The organism is Enterobacter asburiae (genome assembly GCF_008080435.1).
Taxonomy (GTDB): Bacteria; Pseudomonadota; Gammaproteobacteria; order Enterobacterales; family Enterobacteriaceae; genus Enterobacter; species Enterobacter asburiae_C.
Window position 1 is genome coordinate 1 of the sequence record NZ_VRKN01000001.1, and the last position, 17,135, is coordinate 17,135.

The window sequence follows — 17,135 nt, forward strand, 5'->3', positions numbered from 1 at the left end:
CAGCAGTCAGCTAAGAAATAACTCAAAGGCGGCCAGAGTAGTTGACGCGTATCGGCCAAGGTAGTTGACGTCTAATATCTGGACATTGATGTTCTGCAAAATTCACTTTTCTTAACAGATCGATTAAATTTGCCTGGCTAAGTTGCTTGCCATTTTCCGGCACGCCGGCAATCAACCCTGCATCAGTCACACCAAAAATCAGATACCGGTCACCGTCATGCAGGAGGTTTGCCATGCAGAGGATATCGTGAATAAGGGTTGCATTGTTTTGGTGATAGGTTTGTTTAAAGTCCCACCATGGCCCTTCCTTTCCACTGGCAATCAGTTTTTCGATGGTTTCGTTCATTGTCCCCTCAATCCGATCTGGTGTGCGTTTACCTGCATCAAGTATTCCCCCAGTCTACTCAAATTGATAGTGTGATATAGGTGGCACGTTAGCTGAAAAATCGAAAAATGGGATTCGATATGAAAATTACAGACTTTCAAATTGGAACGTTCTTTTTGACATGTGCGGGCCAGTTATGGCAGTGCACGGATGTGGGAACAAGGACGATTCTGGCTATTGAAATCGCTCCTGGGCGTGATATGCATTGGTACAATGGTCCACCTTACGTGGTACCAGAAGAGATTTTTGATGAAACCAGTATACGTACCTGTTATCGAAGCGAGGAAGGAGCCATTCTTGAATTGTTGACTGACGGCTATGAGCAAAGCGTCCATCCTGGTTATCCGGCTGAGGTAATGAAAATTTTTATACGTCATTTTTCAGAAAAGTCGGCATATCCTAATGGGCGTCTCTTTCGCATCGATCGTGTCGACGAAGACGGTGAAATCTATCATCCATACTCGGCAAGGGAAATCAATAATGAATGGCGAATCTTGGTATACCTGCCATTTACTCAAGCATTTGCTGATTTTTCTGAAGCAACATTTATTCGAATGCGTGTTGCCACTGAGCAGGATTTTCGGCAAAGGAAAAACAGTATGGATAGCCTTAATAAATCTGAGCGATAAAGAGGGTCAGCCCAGTTGTCGTATTACTTACATGATAATTGGTTCATAAAAGCAGTAGGGATTCTAAGCATACCAATCCAGTTTTAGGGTTGACGTAAGGGAGATGATGTCGTTGGATACCTTTGTTAAAGCAAATATTGCGGTTCTTTTTTCATCTACAGTCGCTATCCTGTCTTTAGTTGTTGCCATTGTTTCATTGGTGTTAAACAAAAGAAACTCTCGCTTATCTAGCTATAACGTTAGGGGTAGTTATGCTGTTGTTATAAAACGAAAATCTTGGCTAAAGCGTTATCTTTTTAGCCCCAACTTCACGGTTAAGATACATGATTCAGTCGTGTCAGATGTCATCGATTTTGATTATCAAATTAATGTAATATCTCTACTCGGAGGTATTCGTAGAACTCAGATTTTTGATGACCTGGAAGATCGGGAGTATATCGGTATCAACAAAACGGTTTGCGTTGTGGACAACTTGCCCAACAGGAAAAAATTCCCCCTAAGATATGCGCATCAGGATCTTTTTAGTTTTTATAGTACACCCCTTTTTCCTTATTTTTCGGCAATGGGTAAAAATTCAGAATCAGACAGTCCTAATGACAGATTGTTCAACAGATATCATCGTTACATTGAAATCACCGATTTTTGTGGCAATACCGAAATTTGGTATTTCTCCTTTTCATTATATCTGTCAAATCTGGACGAAGATTTTAATGGAGATTCAAAGTGGAGATATTGTCAGCGTGGCTTTTATAAATACTATCAGTTTGCGGATTTTACTATCGTTTCTCCTAATGATATGCCTAAAAATTTAAAAGCCGCCCTGACGCCTCAAAAAACATTCTCGGAGATTAGAGGGGGTGAGGAGGCGTGGCAGCCTTCAGAGTTGTTGATGAATAAGGGCTTCCACCGATTTGACGGGGAGCTGCAACTGTATGAACTTAGGGAATACTATCTTTTTCTTGCGAAGCTGAGTTAAGTCTTAGTTCATCCTCAGGATGAGGAAAATCTATGACGATGAGCAAACAATGAAAACATTCCTCAGTTAGACGATGCGTTGGTGCGTGCGCGCAGCACAACCCATTATCGACCTGATCATAGAGCTTGATGGATTACGTGGCTTCGGTCTGGGGACTGAGAAGCGCCCTGTTTTTGAACAGACGGTGCGGCAATTTGACGAACAAAAGCTTGAGCTTGAGATGGTACTATTGGCATTCGATGTGAGTTCAACTGGTACGCCTGTACAACAATTTTTATTGTATATTACACTATACAATAACGTATTTAATGCATACTGTAGTATACAAAATGCGATCATTTCGCACCATAAATTGGCAAGGTAAGCAGTACAAACCCTTGTGGTGTGAACCGAGCTTCCACAGTGAGTATCGGTTATACCTCGCCAGCCTCATACCTGCGGAATTACATCCCTCCCAATTCGCCCTGCGTATGGCGTAACGTCTAAAATCTTCTTAAAGCCCGGTCCCGTAACACCAAAAATCAAAGCAACGTTCACTTCATACAGCGTGCTAAGGCAGCCATACGACCGACGGTAAGAGTACTGTAAGACCCGCTTTATGACTGTTTATGGCCAGGAAGGGAATATGTTTTCCTCCAGCCAGATTAGCAACATTTAACCGGTGATTTCCCTTGGCCAAAACACATATATCTTATTGATTCTATTATTTAAAACAAAATTATTATGAATTTCTGCTATCAGTGCCTAACCGAGGATCAGAACGTCATTTTTTACCCAAGCTGGATAACAGCCATCGAAAGAATAGATCCATTCAGTTGGTTCAAGGCTCCAGCTTATCGTCAGTGACGGCCAGGCCGAGACCGGTTGATTCACATATATTTCTTCTTATACTCCTGATTTGCGAATACAAACAAAAGGCAGCGCCGGTTGATACAGATGTTCCAGTCTATTTGCGGCCAATGACCTGACCCGGATTCAGTTCCCTTGCTCTGGACGAAAACGCTTATCCAGACTAGCCGCCAGCTGTTTAATACTCTTCGTTGAGCCTGCGTAAATCTTGTTGAGAACAAACTCAATGATCCGGTAAGCTTGATCGATGTCAAAGGCATTGACGCGGTCCAGCTCATGACTTCCCACATTACCCAGCCATTTAATAGCCATCAGGGCAGCTTTATGCTCACCGAATTGTTCAGGTAGCGCTTCAATTCTCATGTGGAGTGAACGCATTTGTGGTACCCCCAGCGCAGTCATCAGCTCTTCAAGGGCAATACGTATCATGTTAGCTGCGGCTCCTGGAGCACTCAAAAACAGCCCAAATGACTGCATTACTGGTTGAGCAACACTTCCCGGGCAATGCGGCGGAATGGTAAAGGCCGGTAGTGGTGGAGTGAAATGTCTGACCTGAAACAGCTCGTAATATGGCTCATCACCGTCTTCTCCGTGATTTGAATGAACACCACCGCTACCACTGACAGCGACAACCGTTTCACAACGGGCACGTTCACATTTCAGCAGGCAGCTGAAGACCAGATAAATGTCCTCGTATTCCCCCTCAGGCTCCTGCCAACGAGCGACAGACTCTGGAAGCGCTGCGTAATGAAAAGTTCCGTCCTTTATGGCCAGAGAAGTTGAGTGACAGGATGGGCATGCCCAGTTCGGACAATGGTTTTCGGTAAAACGGGTCAAAAGTGATGGATTCATGGCTTTTTTGTCGTCCGTATTCGCTGGTGTGTCTGCTTACTATTATTGGGGTCAGTCAATTATTTCAGATGGCGTTTCATTTTCGGGTGACCAATAGCCACCGCTGCCATGGTAGGTTTCAGCGCCAAGAACGAACTGAGTTCGGCAATAGTTACATGCAAAATGATAATCAACTATATCGGCCCACACCATTTTCTCAGCATACTCGTGGAAGCTATATTGATTCCAGCCATTCGTCGTTTCAATTTCGGACATCGTTCCTTCATCCAGCGCGTTTCTGGCAATACGAATTGCTTTTTGTAGTTGATCTGGTGCCCGGATAACGTATTCACGCACAGTTCCTGACAATGTTCGCAGCTCATTTAGGGGTACCTCGTGTTGGCGTCTGAGTGCTAGGACAACTTATGTTGGTCTAAGAACATCTCGGGTCAGCAGGAAGAAATGACTACTATCCCTGTGACTCTGGCTTGATGTATAAAAAGTGTCATGGTCGGTGTTGCATCAAGATGAATCATCTTGTCAACTAACCTAGATGACCTGAACAGCTAACGATTTTAAAAGGAGTCATATTATGGCCAGAAAAGTATTTTTTAGCTTTCATTTTGACAATGACTTTTGGCGCACCCAGCAAGTACGTAACATCGGCGTGATTGAGGGACAGACCTTATATAAACCCAATGCATGGGAAGAAGTTAAGAGAAAAGGCAATGCAGCAATTGAAAAGTGGATTGATGAGAATCTGAGTGGAAAATCCTGTGTGGTTGTTCTCGTTGGAGCAGAAACGGCGAACCGACCTTGGGTAATAGAAGAGATAGTTAAAGGATGGAACTCAGGCAAGGGTGTACTAGGCATCCGTATAAATGGTCTCCTCAACAGCGAACAGAAAACTTCAACTGCCGGGGCGAATCCTTTCGACAGCGTTACACTAAAAAGCGGGACCATCAACCTATCAACTTACGCAAGATTGAAAACACCAATCGGTTCGGATAGCAAAGCCATCTATGCGTCGATTCAAAACAACATCGAGGCATGGATTGAGGAAGCTATTCAAATTCGCAAAGATTACAAACCTTAAAAGTTAAGTTTCGATCGACAGAGTTAAAAAAAACAAACTCTCATACTTCAAGGAATACTAGTATGACCAAAGCGGCTATGAATCGCTTCTTAAAAGAATATCCGAATGCGTTGAATGACGGGACGGGCGCCATTTTTATTGGAGCAGGCGTTTCAATGGCTGCAGGTTATCCATCCTGGTTTGAGCTATTGGGAGAAATTGGCGAAGAACTGGGGGTTAGCTCCAAAAACGTACATGATCTTGCAGCATTGGCACAGTGGAGCATTCAGGCAACCGGTGGGGCAACACGCGTCCGCGAAGTGATAAAGAAAGAAATTAGTCCCGACAGACCGATACCAGACACCGCAGAAGTGATTGCCCGGTTGCCTATCCGGCATATCTGGACAACTAACTATGATCGGTTGATTGAGCGAGCCTTCCAAGCTATCAATCGGCCTCTTGAACCTATCTCCGGTGCAGACAACCTGGCGCTTAAAGCAACGCCGGGCGCCGCACGACTTTATAAGATGCATGGCTCGGTTGATAGGCTTGACGATATTGTGATATCCACCGACGACTATGAATTATTCAGGTCGAAAAGAGGGGCCTACCTACCTCTTTTCCTGGCTCATCTGACAAGTATGTCAATGCTTTTCGTGGGAATCAGTTTCACCGACCCCAATATTAGACATGTGCTATCGCTAATCCGGGAAAGCTTCAAAGATGCGCCCCCCGAGCATTTCGCCATCGTACGCCCACCACAACGTGCTGATTTTTCATCCGATGATGAATACAAAGCGCGTTCAACCCAACACGACTTGTGGGCAAAAGATCTGAAACGCTACGGGCTTCTTGTCGTTGAAATTGACAATTACGACGAAGTCCCTGAGCTGCTACGAAAGGTAGAGCGACGCGTCGCTGCTAGGCGTGTTTGGGTGAGTGGGAGTTGGCCGATTGAGCACGGTGGTGCGGAGGCCTCCAACATTCACGCCTTTGTCGAAAGTATAGGCCGCAAGATTGGCGAATCGAATCGGGATTTGGTGACAGGGGCGGGTGTGTTGATCGGCTCTGCGTCTATATCAGGATTTCTCGCGGCACTACGTAATGGCGGAGGGTGGGACCTAGACCGCCGCCTTGTTGCACGCCCATTTCCCCAGCCTCTGCAAGGTAGCGCGCCAAATGAACGCGAGTGGAACGCCCTGAGGAACGAGCTGGCTAGGCAAGCAGGAATTGTGATTTTTGTGGGGGGTGTAAAACTACTTGACGGAGCACTCATTTCAGCCGACGGCGTATTGCAAGAGTTCGAATGTGCAAAAGCAAGCGGCGCCTTCTTAATCCCCATCGCAGCAACTGGCGGGGCAGCTAAAGACATCTGCGAGCAACTGTTAAGCTCTCCCCTGCCCACCGAAGGGGCCGTGGCACAACGCCCCTCTGATAAGGAACTGAGGGCGCTCGCTGATCCGTCGCTACTTCTTGATCAAAAAAGCCGCGACCGACTGATTACACTGCTCTTTGAACTCATTGATAGAATTGCAAAGATATCCTGACTCGTTTGGTGTTGAGACTATAAATTTATGGCCCGTAACGTCACCACTTCAGAACTGCGAAGCTTTTCAGCAAATCTAGCTCCGGCAGATTTGCAAAAATCATTAATAACGGCATCAAGAAGCCAGTCATCCAGTACTTTTCTTTCCCACTCCAGCAAAGACAAAGATTTGGTTATCGGAGCTATGCAAGTTATTCAAAACCATGGCGGTGTAGTCTATGTCGATGAAATCGATCCGGAGATGCCACCCTATACCACTGACGAAACTGCGGCACTATTGAAGCAAAGAATCAATCAGACGAAACGCTTTGTTCTTTTGACGAGCAGCAACAGCAAGGATAGCCGTTGGGTTCCCTGGGAACTCGGTATTGCTGACGGTGCTAAGGGGCTCGGAAAAATAGCAATTTTTCCGGCATCCGATACTGTGGGTCAAGATTCCTGGACATCCTGGGAGTACTTAGGCTTATACAGACGAATTGTTTGGGGAGAACTGGAGGGGCATCCAAATCACCTTTGGATGGTGCTAGACCACAAAGCCAATACTGCCGTCACTCTTAGATCATGGTTGTCTGGATACTAGGATGGTGTGCATTAAGAGCAAAGTGGACTGACCCCACAACCGTAGACATATCCTGATAATAGCCCCGACATGAATATCAAGATGTGTATCTACACCGAGGATCACGCTTTCAGGAGATTGAAGGTTGTTTTGCATAGTTTGCCTCCAGATATTGGTAGCACAACCATCCCCATCGCAGGACAGGAGACTCGGGATGCAGCACAAAGCTCCTATCAGGTCACAAACGCTGGGCCCGGCTATGCCCGGGAATGTACGGCCATAAAGTCGAGCTCTCGGTCAGTCGTGTACTGATTGGACGAAGAAGTAAAAACGAAACATGTTCAACATCATTTATCCCAGGCGGAATACAAGAACGCGGGATATTCATCCTTCAATCTGGTCGTTTCCGTTTTCTGTCATTTTCGGAGGACAAGCTGGGTTCGGTGCAATTTGCCTCAGAACCATTGAGGTGACGAAGGCGTTATGTGCTGATTTTGTGGCCAGCACCAGCCAGAGCATGAACGGGCTGCATGTGTATGGTATTGGTTCATGAAGTGAATTATGTATGGAAAACTATAAATTGCATTAAAACAATACAATAGATGCAGAATTAGCTATGAACTTAGATTTCACGCAACATAAGTTAAATAGAATGCGGTGCCCAATAACTTCATCTTCGACAGTTGCTTCTCCATAAATCAACACGTTACGAATTCATAACAGGCATCCCTTTTCTTGCCTCAAAGACCGGTATCTGTTCTGTTCTAAAAAGCCTGTCTGCCCGGCGGTTGCCGGGCAGCAGCAGCCAAATATTAATCTTCGCTTGTCATGCACTCGACTTCAGTTCATTTGCGGGAACAGTATTGAAAGGCAGCGGCCCTAACTGCATCACGCTTCCCGCCTGCTCGCCTAGCTGTTGCCACTGGCGTTTCATCGCGCTCAGCCTCAGTGCCAGATACCCTTTTGAACTCTGCTGCAGGTCGGCCAGCGTTTGCTGGTAGCTATCAGCAACGGTCTGCCATCCGTTGACCAGTAGCTTAGCGGCATCAATGGCAGACTGAGAAAGTCTTTCACTGGCCGTCAGCTGGTTATAAACCGTGTCAAAAACAGCCACCTCCAATTCAAGCCCGACGAGATTGGTCAACGTTGTGCTGTACTCTTTTTGCGCTTTGACGATATCGGCAGAGCTTATGGTCATCGCCAGCGTTCCGCCCGCGACCAGGGTAATACCCGCAGCCAGAAGCGTTTGCGTTGCCCCACCGGTTTCGATAATTGTTGTGGCCGCAATGACAATCATGCCGATCCCTATAATGTCGCTCACCGCTCCCGCCGAAATCTGCACAATATCTGCATCCATCTGTTTATTCAGATCGTTTAGCTTCTGCCGGAGTGCCGATATTTCCCCTTTATCACCGGTAATTTGCGTCTGAACGGTTTCTTTAGCCGCTTTAAATGTGCTCTGACTGCTGTTGATCCCATTCACATAAACCTGGACGTTATCGACAAACCCCCCTGTGGAAGTGACGTTTTTCTGAGCAAGAGAAAGCAGCTGCTGGATGCCCTGCTGGATATAAGGAAGCTGGCTTTTATCCCCCATGTCATATTTTTGTGCCACCGGAAGAAGTGCATCGACATAAGCCCCCACCTGGTTCGAAAAATTACGCACATTCACCAGAGAAGAGATGGCCGCCGGATTAATCGAGGACAACCATTCCTGCGCCTGATCGCGCGCAATAGCCTGCTGTGCAGGAAGATCAGGTAAAATATCTAAATGAATGTTGGGTTGACATAATACAGTGCTCGCATAAGTCTGTTGAGCAATCGATGAAGCACCGATGCCCTGAATACCTGTCATTAAGGCATTGGTTGATGATGATTCAGTATCATTTTTCGCAGCTGCAATGGCTTGCATGATCATAATGAAAACCTCAAAGTTGTTAATTGGTTTTTGCCTTACTGCAATTGCTCAACGGTGCGCATCACTTCCTGCCAGTTCGCCTGCACGGTATTAACGGAGACTATAAGAAAATCCGCAGTCACCTGTTGTTGGGTGACCTCCGACAGCTCGGCCGTCACGGTTTGCCAGCCATGTTGAAGAGATTGTGTCAGGCCACACAAAATAGCGGTTCCTTTGGTCAATGCGTTCAGTGCATCACTGGTGGCGCCGAGTTGTCCTATTTCCTGATAAAGCATCCCCGTTTCCTGTTGCGCCTGACCAATCGCCCGCTCCGTGCTTTGCACATATCCTGTTAATTCCATAATGGCGGCGCCAATCCCAAGAGTAAAAATGCCGATGATAATTTCCATCCTCTTTTTACTTTCAAGCTCAGCATTCAGCGCATTCAGCTGAGCGTTAAGAGCCTCTAACCTTGCCCGATCGGCAGCTAATAACTGTTGCGCCCTTTGCTGATCGGCTAACAAGTTCCTTGAATCCTTCGTAATGTCATTATTAAAGGAAATAACAACCTCATTGAAATCATTCAGAGAGGCGGATAGCGGCGCGCTGTCGGAGAGTAATTGCTTAATCTGACCCTGAGCTTTTGTGAGATATTCCTGTCCGTCAGGACCATTTAATTCAGTACGGATGTTGGCAACCGTAGAATTCAGCTCGTCTCCAAATTTGATAACCGCGGAATACAACAAATCCATTTTCACCACAATGTCAGACAGATAATAATTCGCATGGTTGTGGACGGAGAAGATATTTCCATTCAGGTCGGGGATCTGCGGATCGTTAATGGGCGGAAGCTGTTCTAATTGTTGTGCGACCTGCGTCATCTGTTGACGCACATTTTGTTGAGCCGTTAATGCCTGAGTAAAGCTGACTTTCAATGCTGGCATACTCTGAACCTTAGACAAGGGTCTCTTATTGGCATCATCGTGAAATGATGCGTCCGGTTTGTCTGTTAAAACAATCAGACCCTCACGGGCCTGATTGATGAACGCTATGCAGCAGCCAGCCGTGCAAACGTCGCCGTTGGGTTAGGCAACAGGATCCCCCCGCTGGTGACCGATGCGTTGCTGACCGGTAAAGAACCATAATCCAATAGCTTACGGGCATGATTGCCAACATCATCCCAGTCCGCTTTCGCCGCATTGAGTTGCGCGATCAGGAAATAGCCTAAATCGGGGGTCGCGCTGGTCAGCGCCGACTGGAAGACAATAAAGTCCTGTTCAAGCGTCTGCCAACCTGCCAGTAAAGAACCCGCGGCCTGAACGGCAGCGGATGCCTGGCCCGAAAGGTTCTGAACAATCGTATTCACGTTTTTGGTGGCAGAATACTGTTGTTGTAGTTTTGTTTTGGTCGTAATGGCCGTGCTGAGCGCGCTGGTTTGCTTGGCATAGTCAACTCCCCCGGCAATGGCAACACCAGCACCAGCCCCGACGACCACCAAACCACCGACAATCAGTGCGGTACTGACACCTGCGGTCGCAATTTCCGCCAGTGCCCCCACGGCAATCATTAATCCTCCTACCACTGCGGCGGTTGAACCCGCTGCAATCATAGTCAAGTCTTTACTCATGGCGGAATTAATAGCGTCGATTTGTTTACCCAGTGCGGCAATTTGTCCGTCTTTACCGGCTAATGCCGCTTCTGCCGTAGTAAAATCACTGGCGAAATTGCGGGCATCTTCGGCAAGCGTGGTCTGGAAACCGCCCACTGAATTAACCACGGTATGCGTAGCGGTTTGTTTTTGAGCGACCAGCGCCTGAAGTTGCTGAACACCCAGTTTAAAAGTATTAATTGATGCTGTGTCCGAAGGGTTTTGCTGTATTTTTACCGCCAGCTTAACCAAAGGATCATAATAGGAATCAAAATTATTAGAGAAGCTCACAATATCCGTATTGGTTGAGATCATTTGCGGCTGTATGACATCACGCCAGGATGTGGCATGGTCTCTGGCCTTTGCCTGATGTTCCGGTAGATCGGGCAATATATCCGGCAGGGAGAGATCGGCCTGTGTTAAAATGGTGCCGACATAGTTTTGAATAATCACGGCTGCCGTGGTTGAGGCATCAGCGCTCGCTTTCATGTTATTACTGTTAATCGACGGATTGGTGCCAGCCTGTAGAATATGATTTAACATTATTAAGTACCCTTTCTGTTACTAAGATCGGAGTGAACTTTTTGAACTCAGTTAAATATAAAACATATTGTCCGTGGTCAATCAGGTCGTTTCAAACCAAGGAAATCGTGCTTTATTTTCCTAAATCACGCATTGACACAGTATTAATCGAAAATTCAGATTCTGGTGATTCCGACAATATGTGGAGCCCCCTGCAAAGGCTGGAAGATTTCAACAATAGATTCCCACACCACTAAGGCAGGCGGAATTGAAGCAAGGCACTTGAAACGATAATTTGTCCCAGCCACTAACTGCGTTGAGACGGCCTGCGGCTCATACGATACACCAACAAATCCCGCCATGGCTTCTTTAAATACCTGCCAATCTTTTTCGGTCAACGTATGATAAGCCGTCCAGCCACCAACAATAGTCTCTTGATTCGACATGATATTGCCTCGATATTAGTCATCCTACTCATTTGGCTTTTCGGAGTTCGCCCCATCTATTTTGAAATGGTTTCTGGGATCCATTTATTTCCATACAGATTTGTCAACAAAAAACCCGCAAACTTCAATCTGGCAGAAGCTGCTTGTGATATATTTTATATTTTTGCCAGTGCAATAACTGGCAATCAGAACGTTCTTAAATATGGGTGGTGCAATCACTTCCCGCAACTGACTTTAGTAATACGGAATTTCATTTTACTGCCTTGCGAATTATATAGTACAATACGCCATCTAATGACATAAACAAAGCACCAATAACGGCCACCACCTCTTAATCCAGAACAAAATCTCAAGTGGTTAATTGTTATCAGAATAAATACCCCTTCATCAAGAAAAAGGCAAAAAAATCGTTTTTTGTTTTAGATTAATAATTAAGCAGTCGTTAATTGTTAATCTATTTATTAATCAAAACTTAATTGTATAAATATTTTAAATTTTGATTTGTCGACCTTTTTTGCGGCTGGAATAAAAAAACCGCAAAGTCACCTGCGGGTTTTCAGTTTCACCGGCAAACTCCGCCAGGATTTCGTCGTCGCCCCCCACAGCAGGGTCACGGTTTCACCCGCCATATCCGACTCCACTTCCCAGACCGTGCCGTCAATTGTCACCCGTGCATCCACACCCACTCGACGGGACTCATCATCTTATGAAATGGATTTTTACTAAACATAAGTTAAATAAGATATGGACATCAGAAAAGAAGCCATAAAGCGTCCATTCAAAACCCTCATAGTTGTCTTCCCTCTCACCGCTTTTACGCGTTTATCCACGGCAGCAGCATTCAGGGCAATCCCCCAATACCACAGATACCTATGACTTCCCCCCCCTGGCATCGTTTACATTTCACACGAGCAATATCATTTGATCACCGAGTTAACGCTGCTATTATCTAAATCTTATCGTCCGAATCATAAATTTTTTCAATAAATTACCCTGCTATCTACTTGTCCTCACGGAATGAAGGAGCTCTCTGATGAACTTACCCGGTCAGCCGTCGCCTGACGCCACTCTCCCCGGTTATGACCTCTCGCGCAGCTTAGGCCTTCAGGCTGGTGCTGATATCGATTTTAAAAAACTGGCCGCGCAACTCGACTGCACGCGTAACTTTTACAATGTCGGCATCATTTTTGATGATGGCAAGCAACGCTGGCTGGTTCGCCCATCTCGACGCATTGCTGATGTGAATCAGAGCACCGTCAGCCATGTGGTAATCAGTAAAATTCCGGATGCTAAGGAAATCAGTGCACAAAAAGCTGTGGTGGCGACGCTAACGACTCCGTCACTTGCTACAGAAATTACCTCAACTGGTTTCGCCTGTGGCGCGATGATTGTTACGCTTGTCATGGCGTTTGGTGCCGGTGCGGCAGTGCCTTTTACCGCTGGCGGGTCCGGTGTGATTGCCGCGATTAGCTTGTCCGGTACGCTGGCAACGGGCGCACAATGCATGATTGGCGCGGGCCGTCTGCTGGCTATCCATAACGATCATGGTTCCGATGTTGCCTGGCTCGACAGCCAGGACTGGTACGTAGCTACCACGACGGTTCTGGATGTCATTTCGCTGGCTGCGGCAGGAACCGCGCTTCGAGGTACTTTAGAAACGTACAAGCTGATGAAAGCGGCATCCTCAAGTAAAGTTACCGCCTGGTTCCAAAGCCTGAGCCGTGCTGAGCGTAAGCGCATCACGGAAGAGATCATTAAAGCGCAGAATCCAGGTATCTCCAGTGCCGGCGTGAAGGCAGCGATCCGCGCAGGCGTCTACCCGAAACGTTTCCCCAGCGAATCATTACAAAAATCACTGCAACGTGAGCTGATGAGTGCTGTGAACAACGCATCGGCCTTTGTGGGCAGTTCACTCACGGGGACGATCCGCAATCCTCAAAACACCGTCCAGTCCGGGCGCTATGTAGTCGGTCTGTTGCAGTCATTTTCACCTAACTAAACTCTGAGTATTCAAATGGTTAAAGTTTTTTCCCGTCGCCTGCAACACTGTAACGAGGTGGCTACCAGCATAAGCAATGCCTCCACGACACAGCTGCAACAGCTAAAGACTCAGTTGGCTGAAGAAATGGGCAAGCCTGTGGGTCTACACACCATGGGTATTCCAGCGGCAATCAGTACTCTCGGGGTGATTGTCAGTTTCGCTATTCCTCAGCTGTGGCTGGGGTATGGCGTGCTCGCCGGACTCAACCAGCCAGCGGGACACGTATTCGTCTGGGTTGTCCTCATCGCCCTTCTGTTCGCTGGCCTTAACGGCATGACGATGTTTATGATTGGCAAAGGCAGCATGCGCGCCGTGCGTTTACATCTTACGCTGGCGGTTATAAGCCTGGTACTAACGATAGTCTATCTACTGGCCGCGCTGAGCGGTCCCTCTTTTCCAGGCGTCAGTCTGACCGCAGCGCTGGTGAGTATTGTCATGCTAGGGCTTAGCGGCAGCTGTATCCTCTCTACCGCTTTTTATAAGATGCTGCTGTTTACTCTGCATAACAGAGCCTGGCGCAAGCTTATCAGCAAGGCGCGCTAAGCATTCATCACGTAAAAAACCCGCCGCTACCGGCGGGTTTTTTTATGGCTTTTTATGCCTGCGCAACCAAATTAACTTATACGCAGCAGGAATAATAAACAGCGATAGCAACGGTGCCGTAATCATCCCACCGATCATTGGCGCCGCTATCCGGCTCATGACTTCTGACCCGGCACCGGTCCCCCACAGAATGGGCAGCAGACCGGCAATAATCACCGCGACGGTCATCGCCTTTGGCCGCACGCGCAGCACGGCTCCATGATAAAGAGCGTCATCAAGCCCCTGTTCGGTGAACGTGTCCCGATTGGACAACGCCGGATGCGCTTCAATGGCATGACGCAAATACATCAGCATGACTACCCCAAACTCTGCCGCTACCCCGGCCAGGGCGATAAAGCCAGTGCCGGTTGCGACTGACATATGGAAGCCCTGCCAGTAGAGGAACCATATTCCCCCAACCAGGGCGAACGGCAGACTCATCAGGATCAGCAACGCTTCATCCACGCGGCGGAACGCCAGATACAGCAGAATGAAGATGATCATCACCGTCATCGGCACCATCAGCTTCAGTTTCTTGTTGGCATGCTCGAGCAGTTCAAACTGTCCGGAGAATGACACGCTGGTACTCGGTCTCAGCTTTACGTTCTGACTGATAGCCGTCTTAATGTCGTTCACCACCGACACCATATCCCTGCCGCGGGCATCGATATAAATCCAGCTCGCAGGTCGGGCATTCTCCGTTTTCAGCATCGTGGGGCCGGAAACCACGTTGATATCCGCCACATCGCCCAGCGTGATCTGCTGTTTCATCGGCGTGAGGATAGGCATCTGCTTCAACGCGTTCGGGCTATTCCGGTAGTCCTGGGGATAGCGAATATTAATCGGGTATCGGGCGACACCTTCCACCGTTTCTCCCACCGTCGCCCCGCCGATAGCCGAGGAGACGAACAGCTGCACATCGCCCACCGTCATCCCGTAGCGGGAGGCTTTTTCCCGGTTGATATCGACATCAATGTAGCGCCCGCCTTCCAGACGTTCGGCCAGGGCAGACACCACGCCCGGCACCGTTTTGGCTATCGCCTCGATGCTCTGCGCCGTGGCGTCGATATCAGACAGTACGGTACCTGACACCTTGATACCAATGGGGCTTTTGATCCCGGTCGAGAGCATATCAATGCGGTTACGAATGGGCGGAACCCAGAGGTTAGCCAGGCCGGGCAAACGAACGGTCTTGTCGAGCTCGTCAATAATCTTGTCAATTGTCATGCCGGGCCGCCACTGATCCTCAGGTTTGAGCTGAATCGTGGTTTCCACCATTTCGAGCGGAGCGGAATCCGTTGCGGTCTCTGCCTTACCCGTTTTACCAAAAACGGAGGCCACTTCAGGGACGGTTTTGATTAACTTGTCCGTGGTCTGTAACAGCGCCGCCGCTTCTGCCGGAGAAACGCCCGGCAATGTTGACGGCATATACAGCAGATCACCTTCATTAATCTTCGGCAGGAACTCGCCGCCCACCTGACTCAGGGGCCAGATCACCGTGAAGATGGATAAGGCCGCAACCAGCAGGGTTGTTTTTGGCCAGTGGAGCACCTTAATCAGTAGCGGATGGTAGGCTTTAATCAGCAGCCTGTTCAATGGGTTACTGGTCTCGGCGGGGATTTTACCCCGGATCCAGAATCCCATCAGGATGGGGATAACGATGATGGCCAGCGCGGCCGCGCCCGCCATGGAGTACGTTTTTGTGAAGGCCAGCGGACCAAACAGCCGCCCTTCCTGACCCTCCAGGGTAAAGATAGGAATGAAAGATAAGGTGATGATCAGCAGGCTGATAAACAGCGCGGGGCCAACCTCTACAGAGGCGTTGGTGATCACCTTCCAGCGCGTGGCGTTGTCAATCTGCTCTCCCGGATGCTGGTGATCCCACTCTTCCAGCCGTTTGTGCGCGTTTTCAATCATGACGATGGCGGCATCCACCATCGCGCCGACGGCAATGGCAATGCCTCCCAGCGACATGATATTGGCGTTCAGTCCCTGGAAATGCATGACGATAAAGGCAATACACAGGCCAAGCGGCAGAGAGATAATCGCGACCAGCGCAGAGCGAACGTGCCACAGGAACAGGGCGCAGACGATGGCCACCACGATAAACTCTTCGAGCAGCTTGGAACTCAGGTTGTCGATAGCCCGATCGATTAACTGGCTGCGATCGTAGGTGGTCACAATCTCAACGCCTTCCGGCAGGCTGGCCTTCAGCGTCTCCAGTTTATCTTTCACCGCCGTAATGACCTCGCGCGCGTTTTTGCCCGAACGCAGGATCACCACGCCACCCGCAACTTCCCCCTGCCCGTTCAGCTCGGCAATACCGCGCCGCATTTCCGGCCCCGTTTGTACGCGGGCAACATCACGAAGGTAAATCGGTACCCCGTTCCCTCCGGTTTTCAGGACGATGTTATTGAAATCGTCCATCGTCTGCAGATAACCGCTGGCCCGGACCATATACTCCGCTTCCGCCATTTCAACTGACGATCCCCCTGCCTCCTGGTTAGACGACTCAAGGGCCTGCTTAACCTCGGGTAGACTAATGCCATACTGAGCCAGTTTTAACGGATTGACCTGGATCTGATACTGCTTCACCACGCCGCCGACAGAGGCCACTTCGGCCACGTTCGGGATAGTTTTCAGCTCAAATTTCAGGAACCAGTCCTGCAATGAGCGCAACTCTGCGAGATCGTGTTTTCCGCTGCGATCGACCAGCGCATACTCAAATATCCAGCCCACGCCCGTGGCATCAGGGCCGATTTCAGAGCTCACGCCGGCGGGCAGTTTGCCCTGAACCTGGTTCAGATACTCCAGCACGCGCGAACGCGCCCAGTACAAATCGGTGCCGTCCTCAAAAATGACATACACATACGAATCACCAAACTGAGAAAAACCGCGCACGGTCTTAGCGCCGGGAACCGACAACATAGTAGTGGTGAGCGGATACGTGACCTGGTTTTCAACAATCTGCGGGGCCTGGCCGGGATAGCTGGTTTTGATAATCACCTGAACGTCAGACAGATCGGGCAAGGCATCGACCGGGGTGTTGATGATGGTCCATGTCCCCCAGACGCTGAGGAACAGCGCCCCTATCATGACCAGGAAACGGTTGGCGACTGACCGCCGGATAATCCATTCAATCATCATCG

16 protein-coding genes and 2 pseudogenes are annotated in these 17,135 nt (G+C 48.5%); 9 read left to right on the forward strand and 9 right to left on the reverse strand.

Features of this window, described 5'->3' with window-relative positions; translation table 11 throughout:
- Nucleotides 1-22 precede the first annotated feature (22 nt).
- The gene (locus FU672_RS00005) at nt 23-346 is read right to left on the reverse strand and encodes an ATP-binding protein (RefSeq protein WP_262348986.1); all 324 of its coding nucleotides are present in this window, start codon (nt 344-346) and stop codon (nt 23-25) included.
- Between the two features lie 119 nt (nt 347-465).
- Between FU672_RS00005 and FU672_RS00010 the strand changes: the two genes are divergently transcribed.
- From FU672_RS00010 to FU672_RS00020, 3 genes are all read left to right on the forward strand, one after another.
- Nucleotides 466-1,014, forward strand: a complete 549-nt coding sequence (locus FU672_RS00010) for a hypothetical protein (RefSeq protein ID WP_148241657.1) — start codon at nt 466-468, stop codon at nt 1,012-1,014.
- Between the two features lie 112 nt (nt 1,015-1,126).
- Nucleotides 1,127-1,990: a hypothetical protein gene (locus FU672_RS00015; RefSeq protein WP_148241658.1), complete on the forward strand. Its 864-nt coding sequence runs from the start codon at nt 1,127-1,129 to the stop codon at nt 1,988-1,990.
- Between the two features lie 85 nt (nt 1,991-2,075).
- On the forward strand, nt 2,076-2,354 hold the full coding sequence (locus FU672_RS00020) for a hypothetical protein (RefSeq protein WP_148241659.1): 279 nt from the start codon (nt 2,076-2,078) through the stop codon (nt 2,352-2,354).
- Between the two features lie 611 nt (nt 2,355-2,965).
- On the opposite strand, the gene FU672_RS00025 is transcribed toward FU672_RS00020, so the two are convergent.
- Together FU672_RS00025 and FU672_RS00030 are read right to left on the reverse strand one after the other, a co-directional pair.
- On the reverse strand, nt 2,966-3,691 hold the full coding sequence (locus tag FU672_RS00025; RefSeq protein ID WP_148241660.1) for a DUF8608 domain-containing protein: 726 nt from the start codon (nt 3,689-3,691) through the stop codon (nt 2,966-2,968).
- A gap of 51 nt (nt 3,692-3,742) precedes the next feature.
- Nucleotides 3,743-4,027, reverse strand: a complete 285-nt coding sequence (locus FU672_RS00030) for a hypothetical protein (RefSeq protein ID WP_262348987.1) — start codon at nt 4,025-4,027, stop codon at nt 3,743-3,745.
- A 116-nt stretch (nt 4,028-4,143) separates the two neighbouring features.
- On the opposite strand from FU672_RS00030, the pseudogene FU672_RS25415 reads away from it, so the two are divergent.
- The 4 genes and pseudogenes from FU672_RS25415 to FU672_RS00050 form a co-directional block, all read left to right on the forward strand.
- A pseudogene (locus tag FU672_RS25415) lies at nt 4,144-4,218 on the forward strand (SEC-C metal-binding domain-containing protein); the annotation flags it as partial.
- A 44-nt stretch (nt 4,219-4,262) separates the two neighbouring features.
- On the forward strand, nt 4,263-4,766 hold the full coding sequence (locus tag FU672_RS00040) for a TIR domain-containing protein (RefSeq protein ID WP_148241661.1): 504 nt from the start codon (nt 4,263-4,265) through the stop codon (nt 4,764-4,766).
- Between the two features lie 62 nt (nt 4,767-4,828).
- Nucleotides 4,829-6,292 (forward strand): SIR2 family protein, encoded by a 1,464-nt coding sequence (locus FU672_RS00045; RefSeq protein WP_148241662.1) that lies wholly within the window; start codon nt 4,829-4,831, stop codon nt 6,290-6,292.
- A 27-nt stretch (nt 6,293-6,319) separates the two neighbouring features.
- On the forward strand, nt 6,320-6,871 hold the full coding sequence (locus tag FU672_RS00050) for a TIR domain-containing protein (RefSeq protein ID WP_148241663.1): 552 nt from the start codon (nt 6,320-6,322) through the stop codon (nt 6,869-6,871).
- Between the two features lie 805 nt (nt 6,872-7,676).
- On the opposite strand, the gene FU672_RS00055 is transcribed toward FU672_RS00050, so the two are convergent.
- From FU672_RS00055 to FU672_RS25030, 5 genes and pseudogenes are all read right to left on the reverse strand, one after another.
- Complete coding sequence (locus tag FU672_RS00055; protein WP_148241664.1) at nt 7,677-8,768, reverse strand: HBL/NHE enterotoxin family protein; 1,092 nt, start codon at nt 8,766-8,768, stop codon at nt 7,677-7,679.
- A gap of 35 nt (nt 8,769-8,803) precedes the next feature.
- Nucleotides 8,804-9,691, reverse strand: coding sequence for an HBL/NHE enterotoxin family protein (locus FU672_RS00060; RefSeq protein ID WP_148241665.1), 888 nt, complete (start codon nt 9,689-9,691; stop codon nt 8,804-8,806).
- Nucleotides 9,692-9,795: 104 nt separating this feature from the next.
- The gene (locus FU672_RS00065) at nt 9,796-10,938 is read right to left on the reverse strand and encodes an HBL/NHE enterotoxin family protein (RefSeq protein WP_148241666.1); all 1,143 of its coding nucleotides are present in this window, start codon (nt 10,936-10,938) and stop codon (nt 9,796-9,798) included.
- A 155-nt stretch (nt 10,939-11,093) separates the two neighbouring features.
- Nucleotides 11,094-11,363 carry a hypothetical protein gene (locus FU672_RS00070; protein ID WP_148241667.1) on the reverse strand — a complete coding sequence of 90 codons (270 nt, stop codon included), beginning with the start codon at nt 11,361-11,363 and terminating at the stop codon, nt 11,094-11,096.
- 549 nt (nt 11,364-11,912) lie between these two features.
- Nucleotides 11,913-12,067: pseudogene (locus FU672_RS25030) on the reverse strand (hypothetical protein); the annotation flags it as partial.
- 329 nt (nt 12,068-12,396) lie between these two features.
- Between FU672_RS25030 and ssp4 the strand changes: the two are divergent.
- A complete protein-coding gene (gene ssp4, locus FU672_RS00080) occupies nt 12,397-13,362 on the forward strand; it encodes an Ssp4 family T6SS effector (RefSeq protein WP_148241668.1) in 966 nt (321 codons plus the stop codon).
- Between the two features lie 15 nt (nt 13,363-13,377).
- On the forward strand, nt 13,378-13,947 hold the full coding sequence (locus tag FU672_RS00085) for a hypothetical protein (RefSeq protein WP_148241669.1): 570 nt from the start codon (nt 13,378-13,380) through the stop codon (nt 13,945-13,947).
- 42 nt (nt 13,948-13,989) lie between these two features.
- On the opposite strand, the gene silA is transcribed toward FU672_RS00085, so the two are convergent.
- Nucleotides 13,990-17,130 (reverse strand): Cu(+)/Ag(+) efflux RND transporter permease subunit SilA, encoded by a 3,141-nt coding sequence (gene silA, locus FU672_RS00090; RefSeq protein WP_148242110.1) that lies wholly within the window; start codon nt 17,128-17,130, stop codon nt 13,990-13,992.
- Between the last annotated feature and the right edge of the window lie 5 nt (nt 17,131-17,135).

Coding starts and splice junctions, on each gene's coding strand:
- FU672_RS00005 (WP_262348986.1), bottom strand. CDS start 346: ATGAACGAAACCATCGAAAAACTGATTGCCAGTGGAAAGGAAGGGCCA.
- FU672_RS00010 (WP_148241657.1), top strand. CDS start 466: ATGAAAATTACAGACTTTCAAATTGGAACGTTCTTTTTGACATGTGCG.
- FU672_RS00025 (WP_148241660.1), bottom strand. CDS start 3,691: ATGAATCCATCACTTTTGACCCGTTTTACCGAAAACCATTGTCCGAAC.
- FU672_RS00040 (WP_148241661.1), top strand. CDS start 4,263: ATGGCCAGAAAAGTATTTTTTAGCTTTCATTTTGACAATGACTTTTGG.
- FU672_RS00045 (WP_148241662.1), top strand. CDS start 4,829: ATGACCAAAGCGGCTATGAATCGCTTCTTAAAAGAATATCCGAATGCG.
- FU672_RS00050 (WP_148241663.1), top strand. CDS start 6,320: ATGGCCCGTAACGTCACCACTTCAGAACTGCGAAGCTTTTCAGCAAAT.
- FU672_RS00055 (WP_148241664.1), bottom strand. CDS start 8,768: ATGATCATGCAAGCCATTGCAGCTGCGAAAAATGATACTGAATCATCA.
- FU672_RS00060 (WP_148241665.1), bottom strand. CDS start 9,691: ATGCCAGCATTGAAAGTCAGCTTTACTCAGGCATTAACGGCTCAACAA.
- FU672_RS00065 (WP_148241666.1), bottom strand. CDS start 10,938: ATGTTAAATCATATTCTACAGGCTGGCACCAATCCGTCGATTAACAGT.
- FU672_RS00070 (WP_148241667.1), bottom strand. CDS start 11,363: ATGTCGAATCAAGAGACTATTGTTGGTGGCTGGACGGCTTATCATACG.
- ssp4 (WP_148241668.1), top strand. CDS start 12,397: ATGAACTTACCCGGTCAGCCGTCGCCTGACGCCACTCTCCCCGGTTAT.
- FU672_RS00085 (WP_148241669.1), top strand. CDS start 13,378: ATGGTTAAAGTTTTTTCCCGTCGCCTGCAACACTGTAACGAGGTGGCT.
- silA (WP_148242110.1), bottom strand. CDS start 17,130: ATGATTGAATGGATTATCCGGCGGTCAGTCGCCAACCGTTTCCTGGTC.